Genomic DNA, 13793 nt, shown 5'->3' with positions numbered 1-13793 from the left:
TCACCGCCACGGGCCGGGCCATGCCCCGGCCCGTGGCGACCACAACTCTGACAGATCCCGGACACACAAGGGGTCGCACGGCGTCGGATGTCGCTGCAAGTGCACGAATGGAAGGGTTTGACAGACCCCTCATCCGAGCGCCTTCGGCGGCCACCTTCTCCCGCGAGGGGAGAAGGACTCTACTGCACCCGCCGCACCTGGAACCCGCGCGCCGCCATCAGGGCCGGCAGGCCGTCGTCGCCGGCCATGTGCAGAGCGCCGACCGCGACCAGCTGGACGCCGGGCCTGGCCATCTCGGCGACCAGGGCCTGGGCCCAGGCCTGGTTGCGACGCCTGAGCAGGGTGTCGTACAGCGCCGGCCGGTCGCGCTTCATCACGTCGACGACCAGCGGGCCCAGCCTGTCCATGTCGCCCTGCAGCCAGGCCGACTGCAGGGCCACGCCGTTGCGGGGCGGCGACAGGGTCTCGGACGCCACGTCGTCCAGATACTGCACCTCGACCACCTCCGGCAGGCTGGCGAACAGCCGGATCTGCTGCTCCACGGTCTCGAACGTGGCGATCGGCTTCTCGGCGGCGCGGGCCTGGCGGGTGACGGCGGCGTCGGCCCCGGCCGAGACCGTGGCGCCCTCCCGGGTCATCGGCAGCACCGACAGCATCATCGCCGCCGCCCAGGGGCGCAGACGGTCGACGCGGTCCAGCGAGCCGCCGTCCCGGTCCAGCGCCGCTTTCAGCGTGGCGACGGTGCGGGGCGGCAGCTTCTCGGTCAGGGAGCGCTCGGGATCGACGCCGTAGCGGTCGACCAGGGCCTGGACCTCGGCCGGATCGGCGTCGGCGCGAGTCTCGAACCAGACCTTGTCGGCCCGGGCGTAGGCCTGGTCGAAGGCGCGGGTGCGCCACTTCACGTTCGGCTGCAGCACGTGCATCGCGCCGAACAGATAGATCGTCGTGTCGCGGTCGCGCACTTCCCACAGGGCCGGCGCGGCCTTGGCCACGCCCGCGGCCAGGGCGCAGGCCAGGGCGCAGGCGGCCACCAGGCCTTTGCGGAAACGAAACACCGACACCACGTCCCCCGACGCCTGGACTCGACAGGCGCCCAGCTTACGAAGCCGCCGGTTAATCGGGAAAGCGCCCCGCGTTGCGGCCTAACGCCACGCCTTGAAGTGTTTGGACAGCTTCAGCCCCTGGCGCTGGTAGTGCGACCCGCCCTCCCCGTACAGGCGCTGCGGCCGCGCGGTCAGGGGCTCGTAGACCAGGCGGGCGACGATCTGACCGTCCTCCAGCAGGAACGGCGTCTCGTGGCTGCGGACCTCCAGCACGCCCTTGGAGCCCACGGCGCCGGCCTCCTCGGTGCCGAAACCAGGGTCGAAGAAGCCGGCGTAGTGCACCCGGAACTCCCCGACCGACGGATCGATCGGTGTCATCTCCGCGGCTTCCAGCACCGGGATCTCGACATCGTCCTTCGACGCCAGGATGTAGAACTCGCCCGGGTCCAGCAGCAGCTCGCCGTGACGGGTCTCCAGGGGCTCCCAGAAGTCGCGCGGCTCGTGGCCGTCCACGTGGTCCAGGTCGATCACCCCGGCGTGGCGACGGCCGCGGAAGCCGACGATGCCGCCCTCGCCCGGTGTCAGGTCCACGCCGACGCTCTTGGTCGCCAGCTTGACCGGCTCGCCGCGCTTCAGGCGCAACTGGTTCAGGCGCGTGCCCGAACGCACCAGCACCGAGAAGGTCTGCGGCGCGATCTCGATATAGAGCGGCCCCTCGTAGCCGGTCTCGATGTCGTCGAAGGCCTTGCTGTGGTCGCTGAGCAGTCGGACGAACACGTCGACCCGGCCGGTCGAGCTCTTGGGATTGCCCCGCGCCGCCACATTGCCGGGCAGGCTGAGGCGCTCCTGGATCTCGGCGATGTAGACGCAGCCCTTCTCCAGCACCGCGCCCTTGGTCAGGTCCAGCTCGTGCATGGCCACGTCCTTCAGGCGCTCGGGCACGCGGCGGGCGACGCCAGGCAGGAACGAGGCGCGCACCCGCCAGCACCGCGCGCCCAGGCGCAGGTCCAGGCTGGCCGGCTGCACCTGGTCGGTGTCGAACGGGGTCTGAGAAGTGATCGCCTCTTGCGCGATCAGGTCCTCGATGGATTGGCAGGGCAGAATCCCCGCAGCGTGGGCGTCGGTCATCGGGGCGACACTCGCTAAACCGGGCCTTGAAGGCAAGGCTCGCGGTCCATCCGACCGCCCCTTACTCGCGTGTGACAATTCTAATGTTGAAATCGAACTTGTCCGCCTTGACCCTCAGCCCCGCAAAACCCCTTATGCCGCCCGTTTCGAGCGTAGGAGGAAAGGAACCGCCATGGCCGAGGACCCGAAGGATTGGGATATCGCCACCAAGCTGATCCGTGGCGGTCTGGCGCGCTCGCAGCACATGGAGACGGCCGAGGCCCTCTACCTGACCCAGGGCTTTACCTATGACAGCGCCGAGGGCGCCGACCGCCGGTTCTCGGGCGAGGACCCCGGCTTCGTCTATTCGCGCTTCAACAATCCGACCGTGAAGATGTTCGAGGACCGCCTGGCCCTGCTGGAAGGCGCCGAGGTCTGCCGGGCCCAGGCCACCGGGATGGCCTCGATCCACATGGCGCTGATGGGCCTGGTCCGGGCCGGCGACCACGTGGTGGCCGGCCGCGCCCTGTTCGGCTCGTGCCGCTGGCTGATCGCCGAGTGGCTGCCGCGCTTCGGGGTGGAGACGACCTTCGTCGACGCCACCGACCCCAAGGCCTGGGAGGCGGCGATCCGCCCGGGCACCAAGGCCGTGCTGATCGAGACCCCGTCCAACCCGGTGCTGGAGATCACCGACATCCGCGCGGTGTCGGAACTGGCCCACGCGGTCGGGGCCAAGGTCATCGTCGACAACGTCTTCGCCACACCGATCTTCCAACAGCCGCTGAAGCTGGGCGCCGACATCGTGGTCTATTCGGCCACCAAGCACATCGACGGCCAGGGCCGGGTGCTGGGCGGGGCTATCCTGACCAGCGAGGCGATCAACGAGGAATTCTACCGCGACCCGCTGCGCCACACCGGCCCGTCGCTGTCGCCGTTCAACGCCTGGGTCCTGGTCAAGGGCCTGGAGACCCTGGACCTGCGCGTGCGCCGCCAGAACGACACCGCCGCGGCCCTGGCCGACGTGGTCGCCGAGCACAAGGCGGTCAAGTCGGTGCTTTACCCGTTCCGCGCCGACCACCCGGGCCACGACGTCGCCAAGTCGCAGATGAGCGGCGGCGGCACGGTGCTGGCCCTGGACCTCGGCTCGCGCGAGGCGGCGTTCAAGTTCCTGAACGCCCTGGAGATCGTCGACATCTCCAACAATCTGGGCGACGCCAAGTCGATGGCCACCCACCCGCCGACCACCACCCACCGCTCGGTGCCGGAAGACCAGCGTCCGTCGCTGGGCGTGGTCGAGGGCGGCGTGCGCCTGTCGGTCGGCCTGGAGAGCCTGGCGGACCTGACCCGAGACGTGACCCGTGCGCTCGATCAGGCGTGAATCCTCCCCGCCGCTGAAGCGGATCCGCCGCCGGCGCGGCGCCGATGCGGGCATCTACGAAGCGCGCACGCGCGACATCGTCGTGCGCGTCTCGCCGGTCTTCCAGCCCGAGGACTCCGCGCCCGAGGAAGGGCTGTGGATGTGGGGCTACACGGTCGAGATCGAGAACCACGGCGCCGAGACCGTACAGCTGATCGCTCGCGCCTGGACGATCACCGACGGCCTGAACCGATCGACCGAGGTCGAGGGCTCGGGCGTGGTGGGCGAACAGCCCGAACTGCGGCCACGCGAGGCGTTCCGCTATGTCAGCAACTGCCCCCTGCCCACGCCGTCGGGAACCATGGTCGGCCGCTACCAGATGATGACCCAGGCCGGCGAGGTGTTCGAGGCGGAGATCCCGGAATTCTCGCTGCACCTGCCGGGCGCGGCGCGGCGGATGAACTGAGGCGGGCGCGGATCGCCCATACGGCGATGTCGCCCCATTGGCAGACCTTGGAATCGAGGGGGAAGCGTCCAACAGGCCCTGCCGCCAGCACCGATGGCTGCCCCCTTGACCAATGCCTTGTTGCCTTCTACATAATTGAGCATCCACTTACTCAATATCGTTAGACGGAAATATGGCCCGCCCCCTCAGTGAAGAAAAGCGACAGGCGTTGCTGGATGCGGCGGCCGAATTCGTCGCCAGCCTGGGCACAGGCGCGTCCACGGCCAAGATCGCAAAGGCCGCCGGCGTTTCCGAGGGGACGCTGTTCACCTACTTTCCAACCAAGGACGACCTGCTCAACCAGCTGTTTCTCGAAATCGAGACCGACCTCACAGAGACGATGCTGGCGCCATATCCGCCGAGCGCCTCGGCCAAGGACCGGCTATTCGCCATCTGGAACCGTCTGATCGACTGGGGACTGGCTCACGCCACGGCGCGCAAGGCCCTTCGCCAGTTGAAGGTGTCGGACCGCGTGACAACGGAAAGCCGAAACCGGTGCCACACCATGCAGCGGGAGGCGCGGACGATGGTGGAGGCGTGTCTCGCCGGCCATGCCGCGCCGGACAGGATCGCCTTCTACATCGACACCATTCTCTTCGACCTGGCCGACATCAGCATCAACGCGGTCTCAGACAGACCTCAGGAAAGCGACACCATCCGGCAGGCCGGATTCGACCTGTTCTGGAAAGGGTCCGCCGCCTGAGCTTTAGCTCATAAATGAGCATGTAGTCACTCATATACAAGGATCAGAAGAATGTCGAATAGCAAAGGTTTCGCCGAAGCCGACGTCCCCCAACAGACGGGAAAAACCTTTATCGTCACGGGCGCAAACACTGGCGTCGGGTTCGAGATCACCCGGGTGCTCGCCGCCAGGGGCGCGCGTGTCCTGCTTGGCTGCCGCGAGCAGACCCGGGCGCTGGACGCCATCGCGCGGATCAAGCGGATCACGCCGAACGCCGACCTCGTCTGGTTGCCGCTCGACCTTGGCGACCTGGACAGCGTTCGCGCCGCAGTGGAGATCGCCGCGAGGGAGCGACGGATCGATGCGCTCATCAACAACGCTGCGGTCATGAATCCGCCGCTGACGCGCACCAGGCAGGGATTCGAATCGCAGTTCGGCGTCAATCATCTCGGCGTGTTCGCGCTCACCGCTCTGCTCCTGCCCAAGCTGGCGGAGACGCCGGGATCGCGGGTGGTCGTGACCTCAAGCGTCGCGCATCTAAAGGCCAGGATCGACTGGGACGACCTCAACGCCGACAAGAGCTACGTCAAGACCGAGCGCTATGGCGCCAGCAAACTGGCGAACGCGCTGTTCTTCTTCGAACTGGATCGTCGCCTGCGCGCGGCGAAGTCGCCCGTCACGGCGATCGGCGTTCACCCTGGTGTCGCCAACACAAGTCTTGGCCGCCACATGGGGCTTGCCCAGGTCGCGGGCCCGATCGTCGGCCTGTTGCTCAATACCCCCGACAAGGCCGCGTGGCCCGCGCTCCTGGCTGCGACCGGCAAGGTGAAGCCCGGAGGCTACTACGGTCCCACCGGCTTTGGTGGAATCCGTGGCCTCGCCGGCGAAGCAAGGCGCGCGTCGCATGCCGAAGATCCGGCGTTCGCGAGGCGGCTCTGGGACGTCTCCATCGCCATGACCGGCGTCGATCCCGGCCTGCCGAACCTCTCCGCGACGGGCGCTTCGGCCGCCGCTCCCGGCGCGGCGATTTCGCCGATGGATGCGCCGGCGATGAGGTCCAGCTGAGAGCGGATCGGCCTTCCGAGCTTTGCCAGCCCAAGGTTCGGCGCGAAACGCCCCTCACCCCGTCGTCGTCGGCTCCAGCGCGTAGACCCGCGAGCAATACTCGCAGGTCACGTGGATCTTGCCGTCCGGCTCGACCATCTCGGCCACTTCCTCGGCCGTGAACGAGCCCAGCACCGCGCCGATGCGGTCTTCCGAGCAGCGGCAGAAGGCGCGCAGCGGCTTTTCCTCGAGCAGGCGCACGCCGTCCTCGTTGAACAGCCGCCACAGCAGGGTAGTGGTCGGCACGGTGGGGTCGATCAGCTCGTCCTCGCCGGTGGTCTCGAACAGGGCCTGGACGTGGGTCCAGGCGTCCTTCGTCTCGCCGCGGCTTTCGTCGCCGGCGATGGCCTGGATCAGGATGCCGCCGGCCCGCCACTGGGGGCCCTCGCCGCTGTCGGCCTGGCCGACCGCCAGCCGCACCCGGGTCGGGGTCTGCTCGGACTGGGCGAAGTACTGCTCGGCGCACAGGGCCAGGGTTTCGCCCTCGATCGGGGTGATGCCCTGGTAGCGGTCCATGTCCGGGCCCTGGTCGACGGTCATCACGAAGGTGCCGCCGCCCAGCAGGGTCTTGGCGCCGGGCCGCGCGAAACCTTCCGAGACGGCCGCGACCTCCGCCGGGTCGAACCGGCAGTAGCCGCGCAAGGCCCCGGTGGTGTCGTAGTCGACCACGACATAGCGCACCGGGCCGTCGCCCTGGGCCTGGACGATCAGCCGGCCCTCGAACTTCAGGCTGGAACCGACCAGGGCCGCCAGGGCGCAGGCCTCGCCCAGCAGGTTGGCGACCGGCTCGGGATAGTCGTGGCGGGTCAGCACCTCGTCGACCGCCGCGCCCAGGCGCACGGCCCGGCCGCGCACGGGCAGGCCCTCGATCTGGAAGGCGGAGACGATGTCGTCCGGAGCGGTGTCCGGGGCGGTTTGGGCGGCGATGTCGGTCATGGGGCGGTTAGATAGTCGCTCGGGTGGAAAATGCCATACCTCCCCCCGTGGGGGAGGCGGCCGAAGGCCGGTGGGGGGAGTTGTCGGCAGGCGGCCGGGTCTTGGATCGACGGCCCCAAAACTCCCCCCTCCGTCGGCTTCGCCGACACCTCCCCCATGGGGGGAGGACCTAGTCCACGAACGGCTTCTCGATCTCGTAGACCGCGTCTTCCAGCTTGTCGCGGAACAGCTGCTGGGCGTCCTGGACGCCCTGATTGTAGTAGTACGGCCCCATCTGCTCGGAGATGAAGTCCAGCAGGAAGCCGGCCTGCAGCGGGCTGGCCTCGCAGTCGAGTTCGCGGTCCAGGTAGCGCGTCAGCTTGTCGAGCAAGGCGTCCCGCTTCTGCTTGTTGAACTCGATCTTCGACATCAGCCCGCTCCTTCGATCAGCCGATCGCCCCGAAGCACCAGGCCAGCACCGACTTCTGGGCGTGGATGCGGTTCTCGGCCTCGTCCCAGGCCAGCGAGCGCGGGCCATCCAGCACGCTGTCTGTGACCTCCTCGCCGCGGTGGGCGGGCAGGCAATGCAGGAAGACGCCGTCGGGCGCCGACAGGTCCATCAGGGCGTCGTCGACCTGGTAGGGCTCCAGGGCGGCCAGGCGCTCGTCATGGTCGGTGTCGCCCATCGACACCCAGGTGTCGGCCACCACCACGTCGGCGCCGCGCACGGCTTCGCGCGGGTCGTCGGTCATGGTGATCTGGCCCTGCAGCTCCTGGGCGCGCGCCAGGTCCACCAGGTCCGGGTGATAGATCGCCGGGCAGGCGATCTTCAGCTTGAAGCCCAGCAGCGGCGCGGCATGGATGAAGCTGGAGCAGACATTGTTGCCGTCGCCGACCCAGGCGATGGTCTTGCCGCCGACATCGCCGCGATGCTCCTCGATGGTCAGCAGGTCGGCCATGATCTGGCACGGGTGGCTCTTGTCGGTCAGGCCGTTGATCACCGGCACGGTCGAGACCTGGGCGAAGCGCTCGACGTCGGCGTGGCTGTTGGCGCGGATCATCACCGCGTCGACCATCCGCGACAGCACCTTGGCGGTGTCCTCGATGGTCTCGCCGCGGCCCAGCTGCATGTCGGCCGAGGTCGAGATGATGCCGCTGCCGCCCAGCTGGCGGATCGCCGCGTCGAACGAGAAGCGGGTGCGGGTGGAGTTCTTCTGGAAGATCATGGCCAGCACGCGGTCGGCGGCCGGGGCGTCGGCGTCGACGCGGCCCTTGGGCCAGCTGGCGCGGGCGGCCTTGCGGGCCTTGGCGTCCTCCAGCATCAGGCGCAGCGTCGGCCCGTCGAGCTTCCACAGATCGATGAAGTGTCTGGGCTCAGTCATGACAAATCCCCCTGCCCGCCCGCCCCGGCCGTACCGGAACGGGCGGCTTGATAGGTCGCGGCCGGTCAGGCGGCGGCTTTGGCCCGGGCGGCCTCGCAGGCCTTTTCGAGCTTGGCGATGGCCTCGGACGCTTCCTCGACCGTCAGGTTCAGCGGCGGCAGCAGGCGCACGCAGTTGTCGCCGCCGCCGGCGATCAGCAGCTTCTGGTCGCGGGCCAGGACCATGAACTCGCGATTGTTGGGGATCAGCTTGATGCCGATCAGCAGGCCCTTGCCGCGGATGTCGACGATGACGTCCGGGAAGCGGTCCTTCAGGCCGTTCAGCTGCTGGGTGAAGAAGCCGGCCACGGTCTTGACGTTGTCCAGGAGCTCCGGCGTGTTGATCGCGTCGAACGCCGCCTTGCCCACGGCCATAGCCAGCGGGTTGCCGCCGTAGGTCGAGCCGTGGACGCCCGGGGTCATGCCGCGCGCCCCCTCGGTGGAGGCCAGGCACGCGCCGACCGGGAAGCCGCCGCCCAGGGCCTTGGCCACCGCCATGATGTCCGGCGCGGCGTCGCTGGCCCATTCGTGGGCGAACAGCTTGCCGGTCCGGCCCATGCCGCTCTGCACCTCGTCGAAGATCAGCAGGACGCCGGCGTCGCGGGTGATCTGGCGCAGTTCGTTGAGCTGGGCGTCGGTCAGGGCCCGCGCCCCGCCCTCGCCCTGCACCGGCTCGATGATCACGCCCGCCGTCGTCGGGCCGATGGCGGCCTTCAGGGCGTCCCAGTCGCCGAACGGCAGCTGGACATAGCCCGGCAGGCGCGGCCCGAAGCCGTCCAGATAGCCGGCGTTGCCCGAGGCGTTGACCGCCGCGTACGAGCGGCCGTGGAACGAGCCGTCGAAGCCGATGATGTCGACCCGCTCGGGCTGGCCGTTGACCACGTGGTAGCGGCGCGCGGCCTTCAGGGCGCACTCGATCGCCTCGGTGCCCGAGTTGGTGAAGAACACCACGTCAGCGAAGGTGGCCGCGCACAGCTTGTCGGCCAGGACTTCCTGCTCGGGGATCGTATAGATGTTGGAGACGTGCCAGAGCTTCTCGCCCTGGGTCTTCAGCGCGTCGACCAGCACCGGGTGGGCGTGGCCCAGGCCGCAGGTGGCGATGCCGGCCACGCAGTCCAGATATTCCTCGCCGGTGGTCGAGAACAGGCGCGCGCCTCGGCCTCGCTCGAACGCCAGCGGGGCGCGGTTGTAGACGCCCATGATGTGGTGTTGCGCGGGGCTAGACGACGTCGACGTGCTCAAGACGGCCTCCCAAAAAGGAAAGAAGCCCCCGTGCTCAAAAGCACGGGGACCGGAAGGCCCAGGGTTGTCGGCGCGTATCCGGGCCCTGTCAACAAAGCCGGGGTGAATTTTGAGTGTCAGGGACGGTTGGGCCACACTGTTTGCGGTCACACCCGCGCCTCGGCGGCGAAATCTAGCTCTTCAGCCGGTATCCGGTCCGGAACAGCGCCCAGCACCACAGGAACAGCGCCACCGACAGGGCCGCGGTCACCACCGCCCCGATCGCCACCGAACCGTCGGCGTGGCCGATGAAGCCGTAGCGGAAACCGTCGATCAGGTAGAAGAACGGGTTGAAGTGGCTGGCCGAGCGGAACGGCTCGGGCAGGCGGTCCACCAGGTAGAAGGTGCCCGACAGGAAGGTCATGGGCATGATCAGGAAGTTGGTCACCGCCGCCAGCTGGTCGAACTTCTCGGCCCACAGGCCGGCCAGCACGCCGGCCAGGCCCAGGATCACCGAGGCGCCGACCGCGAAATAGACGATCGCCCACAGGTGCGAAATCTGCAGCCCCGCGCCCGGCAGCACGCCGATCACCAGGGCGGTCACCGCTCCGACCACGATGCCGCGCGTCGCCGCGCCCAGGCCGAACGCCGCCACCTGCTCCAGCGGCGACAGCGGCGGGGTCAGGAAGTCCGGCGTCAGGCCCATCATCTTGGCCTGGATCAGCGACGAGGACGAATTGGCGAAGGCGTTGTTGAGGATGGCCATCATGATCAGGCCCGGGGCCACGAAATGGCCGAAGGTCACCCCGCCCACCGCCGGCCGGTCGCCGCCCACCGCCACCACGAACACCAGCATGTAGAGCAGGGTCGTCACCACCGGGGCGGCGACCGTCTGGGTGCCCACCTTCCAGAAGCGGCGGATCTCGCGCTGATAGAGGGTGAAGAACCCGCTCCAGTTCCAGCCGTGATAGTCGCGCGGCTGCGGGGGGATGACGGAAGCCGTCACGTCTTTCATGGGGTCGGTCCTGCTGAACTGCCTGCGCATGTGCGCCCGAGGCGGTTCCGGCGCAAGCGGCGCTCCGACAGAATCAATATGTTGTTTCTGTGGACAGAGCCCTTGGCGCCTATTGTGTGTTTTAACGTATTCTTTACACTATGTGGTAGGCGAGCGGCCGGCGGGGCCGTGCGTACACCAGATGTAGGGGTCGAAGCGAGTCGGGGAAACCCGCTTCGGACTCTTTTTAGGCGGAGATGGGCAAATGAGCTGGACTGACGAACGGGTCACCACCTTGAAGAAGCTCTGGCTGGACGGCCTGTCCGCCAGTCAGATCGCCAAACAGCTGGGCGGCGTCACGCGCAACGCCGTGATCGGCAAGGTGCACCGCCTGGGCCTGTCGGGCCGCGCCGCGCCGTCGCAACCGGCGCGCCCGGCCTTCAAGGCCCCGCGTCCGGCGCGTCCGGCCGCCACGGCCATGCCCTCGGCCCCGCGCCGGGTGATCGCCGCCGAGCCGGCGCCGCTGCCGGCCGTGGCCCAGCAGCCCTCGGTCCCGGCGTTCCGCGCCGAGGAGCCGGGCTCGGCCACCGTGCTGACCCTGGGCGCCCACATGTGCAAGTGGCCGATCGGCGATCCGTCGACCGACGGCTTCACCTTCTGCGGCCGCCGGTCGTCGGAAGGCCCCTATTGCGGCGAGCACGCCCGCATCGCCTACCAGCCGCAGCAGACCAAGAAGAAGGCCGGCGCCACCGAGCTGGCCCGTTCGCTGCGCCGCTACATCTAGCCTCGCGACACACGACGGACCGAAGATCCCGGACGGCCCCAAAGGCCGCTCCGGGATTTTTCGTATGGGCGCTCTACCAGGCTACGGCGCGCGCCTGGACGAAAGCCGGATTCCAGCCCAAGCTGCTCTACCTGGGCGCGCGTCGCCCGCGTTGTTCTGCTGTCCGTGAGCGTCGCATGCCGCCAGATCAGAAGACCCCTTTCGAGAAGTGGAAGGAGACGATCGACACGGCGGACAAGAACCCCGCCTGGCACGGCTACGACGCGACCATCAAGAGCACGGTCGACGCGTACAACGCCCACCTGAAGTCGGCCCCGGGCTTCACCGCCCTGGACTGGAAGCTGATCAAGGCGATGCTGTGGACCGAATCCGGCGGCCCCACTGCTTCGGCCTGGACAACTCAGCCGATGCAGATCGGCAAACAAGGCGACCCGGGATTGGCCGCCCTGCTAGGCGGCAAGGAGGGCGGCGAGTTGATCATGCCCAGCGACATCGCCGGCGGCTTGACGGTCCAGAACGTCCGCACCGACCCGGTGAAGAACATCCAGGCGGGCGTCGGCTACCTGCTGATGCGGGCCGCCAACTTCAAGTACGACGATGTCTGGAATTCCAACGCACCAATCACCGAATACAAGGTCGCCCCCGGCGATAGCATCGATCGTATCGCCAAGCGCACTGGCTCGACCGTGGGCCACCTGTACTGGCTCAATCCCGGCCTCCAGAGCGAGATGGATCAGCACAAGCCCTTGAAGATCGGCCGAGCCCTCAAGGTTCAAAAAGCCAAGACCACGAAGATAATCGCCGGCTTCAAGTCGCTCGACAACGCCACCGTGGCCAAGCTCTACAATGCTGGCGACCCGCGTTACGCCGAAAAGCTGGCCTATTGCCTGGGGAAAATCAAATGAAACCCTTGCGCCACTTCCTCCTGCCCGCCCTGCTGCTGTGCGCACCCGCTGCTGCGCGCGACAAGGCGCCCGACAAGCCCGTGCAGGCGCCGGCCACCGCTTCGCCATCAAGCGAGCCGCGCGTCCAGCTGGGCGTCTTCGAGGGCACCGGACGCGCCTGTGGCGGACTGCTGAAGATCACCCCCAAGCGGATGAGCTGGAAGACCCCGTTCAGTCCCTGCCCCGCCTCGGCCTACACCCTGGTGGAGCGTCGCCGGAAGGGCGCCGCCACCTTATGGACCTATCGGTTCATTGGCTCCCCCAAGAGCTGCCTCTACAAGGTGGTGGTGCTGGAAAAAACCGCGCCCCCGGACGTCTGGGCGTGGAACGCCTATGGCTTCACCTCAATGAAAGCTTACAGGGCTGACTCCAAGGACCAGCTCAGCTGCTACCTGGTGAAAGCGGACTAACTCGACGGTGGCCGGCCGGAGACGCCGGGAACACGGACACACAGGCTTGACCATGAAGCCCCCGCCCCGCCTCCTTCTGCTCGCCCTACTTCTGTGCGCGCCCGCCGCAGCGCGCGACAGGGTGACCGCCCCGCCCGCGCGGACGCCAACCGCAGCTTTGCGGCCAAGCGAACCAAACCTTCAGTTCGGCGTCTTCGAGGGCACTGGACGCGCCTGCAGCGGCCTGTTGGAGATCACGCCCAAGCGGCTGAGCTGGAACACCCCCTTTAGTCCCTGTCCTGCTTTGGCCTTTACCCTGGTCGAGCGTCGCCAGAAGGACGGCGCCACCCAATGGGCCTATGGGTTCGCCCAAACCCCCAAGAGCTGCTTCTACAAGGTGGTGATGCTGAAAAAGCTCGTCGACGTCGACGGCAGGATCGAGTGGCACGCCTCCGGCTTCACCTCGATGAAAGCTTACAAGGCCGACGTCAAAACCGATCGGCTCAACTGCCCTCTGGTGAAGCTGGATTAGTTCGCCAACCGAGCGCTGGGGATTCCGAACATTCCCCGACGGCCTTCGCGGAGATCGCACAGGCGTGACGATGAAACCCTCGCCCCGCGTCATCCTACTCGCCCTTCTACTGTGCGCACCCGCCGCGGCGAGCGCCAGGGTGTCCAACAAGCCCGAGCGACCGCGGGGCCTCGCTTCGCCGTCGAGCGAGCCGCGTGTCCAGTTGGGCGTCTTCGAGGGCACCGGACGCGCTTGCAGCGGACTGTTGAGGATCACCCCCAGGCGGCTGAGCTGGAAGACCCCTTTCAGTTCCTGCCCCACCTTGCCCTTCACCCTCGCCGAGCGTCGTCAGAAAGACGGAACCACCCGATGGATTTATCAACGTGTCGGCGCTCCCAAGAGCTGCCTCTACAAGGTGGTGATACTGGAAAAGACGGTCGACCCGGACGAGAGGTCATCGTGGGACGTCTACGGATTCACCTCGATGAAAGCCTACAAGTCTGGCTCCAATGTCTGGCTCAACTGCCCTCTGGTGAAGGCGGACTAGCTCGACCGTGGCCGGCAGGAAGACCCGGAACATACGCTCGCTTGACGACGCGGCCATGGCCGGGGGCGTAGGTGAGTGCGCGCCCCCAAGGTCGGAGGCGCGCCAAACGCACCATCCCTCCCCCTTTGCGCGGAAGGGGGCCGCGCAGCGGGTCGGGTGGGTGATCGGCGCAAGGCGGCAGATGGGGGCTGGCCGCTTGAACGGCCGACTCCCCCCAAACTCCGCTCATCCCGGCGAATGCCGGGATGAGCGGAGTTTGGGGGGGGGGTT

At 67.9% G+C, this 13793-nt stretch carries 16 protein-coding genes; 9 read left to right on the top strand and 7 right to left on the bottom strand.

Translation table 11 applies throughout. The features are described from left to right. Nucleotides 1–179: 179 nt before the first annotated feature. The gene (locus AC07NX_RS25905; RefSeq protein ID WP_494645966.1) at nt 180–1061 is read right to left on the bottom strand and encodes a TraB/GumN family protein; all 882 of its coding nucleotides are present in this window, start codon (nt 1059–1061) and stop codon (nt 180–182) included. Nucleotides 1062–1142: 81 nt separating this feature from the next. Further along, nucleotides 1143–2171, bottom strand: a complete 1029-nt coding sequence (locus tag AC07NX_RS25900) for a 2'-deoxycytidine 5'-triphosphate deaminase (RefSeq protein WP_494645964.1) — start codon at nt 2169–2171, stop codon at nt 1143–1145. Between the two features lie 172 nt (nt 2172–2343). Between AC07NX_RS25900 and metZ the strand changes: the two genes are divergently transcribed. The 4 genes from metZ to AC07NX_RS25880 all read left to right on the top strand — a co-directional run bounded on the left by metZ (nt 2344) and on the right by AC07NX_RS25880 (nt 5759). Further along, nucleotides 2344–3528 (top strand): O-succinylhomoserine sulfhydrylase, encoded by a 1185-nt coding sequence (gene metZ / locus AC07NX_RS25895; RefSeq protein WP_494645962.1) that lies wholly within the window; start codon nt 2344–2346, stop codon nt 3526–3528. Then, nucleotides 3509–3973, top strand: coding sequence for a Co2+/Mg2+ efflux facilitator ApaG/CorD (gene apaG / locus AC07NX_RS25890; RefSeq protein WP_494645960.1), 465 nt, complete (start codon nt 3509–3511; stop codon nt 3971–3973). The genes metZ and apaG overlap by 20 nt, the downstream gene beginning before the upstream one ends. A 172-nt stretch (nt 3974–4145) precedes the next feature. Further along, nucleotides 4146–4715 (top strand): TetR/AcrR family transcriptional regulator, encoded by a 570-nt coding sequence (locus AC07NX_RS25885; RefSeq protein WP_494645959.1) that lies wholly within the window; start codon nt 4146–4148, stop codon nt 4713–4715. Between the two features lie 51 nt (nt 4716–4766). Next, nucleotides 4767–5759: an oxidoreductase gene (locus AC07NX_RS25880; RefSeq protein ID WP_494645958.1), complete on the top strand. Its 993-nt coding sequence runs from the start codon at nt 4767–4769 to the stop codon at nt 5757–5759. A 54-nt stretch (nt 5760–5813) separates the two neighbouring features. Here the strand turns inward: AC07NX_RS25880 and AC07NX_RS25875 are convergent, their stop codons facing one another. The 5 genes from AC07NX_RS25875 to AC07NX_RS25855 form a co-directional block, all read right to left on the bottom strand. After that, nucleotides 5814–6734: an Hsp33 family molecular chaperone gene (locus AC07NX_RS25875; RefSeq protein WP_494645957.1), complete on the bottom strand. Its 921-nt coding sequence runs from the start codon at nt 6732–6734 to the stop codon at nt 5814–5816. Between the two features lie 169 nt (nt 6735–6903). Continuing rightward, nucleotides 6904–7143 carry a DUF2164 domain-containing protein gene (locus AC07NX_RS25870; protein WP_018062315.1) on the bottom strand — a complete coding sequence of 80 codons (240 nt, stop codon included), beginning with the start codon at nt 7141–7143 and terminating at the stop codon, nt 6904–6906. Between the two features lie 16 nt (nt 7144–7159). Continuing rightward, a complete protein-coding gene (argF, locus tag AC07NX_RS25865; protein ID WP_494645956.1) occupies nt 7160–8095 on the bottom strand; it encodes an ornithine carbamoyltransferase in 936 nt (311 codons plus the stop codon). Between the two features lie 65 nt (nt 8096–8160). Next, nucleotides 8161–9375: an aspartate aminotransferase family protein gene (locus tag AC07NX_RS25860; RefSeq protein ID WP_494645955.1), complete on the bottom strand. Its 1215-nt coding sequence runs from the start codon at nt 9373–9375 to the stop codon at nt 8161–8163. Between the two features lie 172 nt (nt 9376–9547). Beyond that, nucleotides 9548–10369 carry an ABC transporter permease gene (locus AC07NX_RS25855; RefSeq protein ID WP_494645954.1) on the bottom strand — a complete coding sequence of 274 codons (822 nt, stop codon included), beginning with the start codon at nt 10367–10369 and terminating at the stop codon, nt 9548–9550. Nucleotides 10370–10613: 244 nt separating this feature from the next. On the opposite strand from AC07NX_RS25855, the gene gcrA reads away from it, so the two are divergent. From gcrA to AC07NX_RS25830, 5 genes are all read left to right on the top strand, one after another. After that, nucleotides 10614–11132, top strand: coding sequence for a cell cycle sigma 70 cofactor GcrA (gcrA, locus tag AC07NX_RS25850; protein WP_035070415.1), 519 nt, complete (start codon nt 10614–10616; stop codon nt 11130–11132). A gap of 176 nt (nt 11133–11308) precedes the next feature. Next, the gene (locus tag AC07NX_RS25845) at nt 11309–12037 is read left to right on the top strand and encodes a LysM peptidoglycan-binding domain-containing protein (RefSeq protein ID WP_494645952.1); all 729 of its coding nucleotides are present in this window, start codon (nt 11309–11311) and stop codon (nt 12035–12037) included. Further along, entirely contained in the window at nt 12034–12486 is a 453-nt protein-coding gene (locus tag AC07NX_RS25840) for a hypothetical protein (RefSeq protein WP_494645950.1), read from the top strand. Before AC07NX_RS25845 ends, AC07NX_RS25840 begins: the two co-directional genes overlap by 4 nt. Nucleotides 12487–12538: 52 nt before the next feature. Beyond that, nucleotides 12539–12997: a hypothetical protein gene (locus AC07NX_RS25835; RefSeq protein ID WP_494645968.1), complete on the top strand. Its 459-nt coding sequence runs from the start codon at nt 12539–12541 to the stop codon at nt 12995–12997. Nucleotides 12998–13136: 139 nt separating this feature from the next. Then, a complete protein-coding gene (locus tag AC07NX_RS25830) occupies nt 13137–13523 on the top strand; it encodes a hypothetical protein (RefSeq protein WP_494645948.1) in 387 nt (128 codons plus the stop codon). Nucleotides 13524–13793: the final 270 nt, after the last annotated feature.

The sequence above is a fragment of the Caulobacter sp. GW821-FHT09A05 genome (genome assembly GCF_059418465.1).
The sequence above is the reverse complement of the archived record's forward strand: the minus strand, read 5'-3'. Positions and strand labels throughout refer to the sequence as shown.

Excerpts from the sequence above, each read along its gene's own strand:
- AC07NX_RS25900 (WP_494645964.1), bottom strand. The coding sequence starts at position 2,171 with ATGACCGACGCCCACGCTGCGGGGATTCTGCCCTGCCAATCCATCGAG.
- metZ (WP_494645962.1), top strand. The coding sequence starts at position 2,344 with ATGGCCGAGGACCCGAAGGATTGGGATATCGCCACCAAGCTGATCCGT.
- AC07NX_RS25885 (WP_494645959.1), top strand. The coding sequence starts at position 4,146 with ATGGCCCGCCCCCTCAGTGAAGAAAAGCGACAGGCGTTGCTGGATGCG.
- AC07NX_RS25880 (WP_494645958.1), top strand. The coding sequence starts at position 4,767 with ATGTCGAATAGCAAAGGTTTCGCCGAAGCCGACGTCCCCCAACAGACG.
- AC07NX_RS25875 (WP_494645957.1), bottom strand. The coding sequence starts at position 6,734 with ATGACCGACATCGCCGCCCAAACCGCCCCGGACACCGCTCCGGACGAC.
- AC07NX_RS25870 (WP_018062315.1), bottom strand. The coding sequence starts at position 7,143 with ATGTCGAAGATCGAGTTCAACAAGCAGAAGCGGGACGCCTTGCTCGAC.
- argF (WP_494645956.1), bottom strand. The coding sequence starts at position 8,095 with ATGACTGAGCCCAGACACTTCATCGATCTGTGGAAGCTCGACGGGCCG.
- AC07NX_RS25855 (WP_494645954.1), bottom strand. The coding sequence starts at position 10,369 with ATGAAAGACGTGACGGCTTCCGTCATCCCCCCGCAGCCGCGCGACTAT.
- gcrA (WP_035070415.1), top strand. The coding sequence starts at position 10,614 with ATGAGCTGGACTGACGAACGGGTCACCACCTTGAAGAAGCTCTGGCTG.
- AC07NX_RS25845 (WP_494645952.1), top strand. The coding sequence starts at position 11,309 with ATGCCGCCAGATCAGAAGACCCCTTTCGAGAAGTGGAAGGAGACGATC.
- AC07NX_RS25840 (WP_494645950.1), top strand. The coding sequence starts at position 12,034 with ATGAAACCCTTGCGCCACTTCCTCCTGCCCGCCCTGCTGCTGTGCGCA.
- AC07NX_RS25835 (WP_494645968.1), top strand. The coding sequence starts at position 12,539 with ATGAAGCCCCCGCCCCGCCTCCTTCTGCTCGCCCTACTTCTGTGCGCG.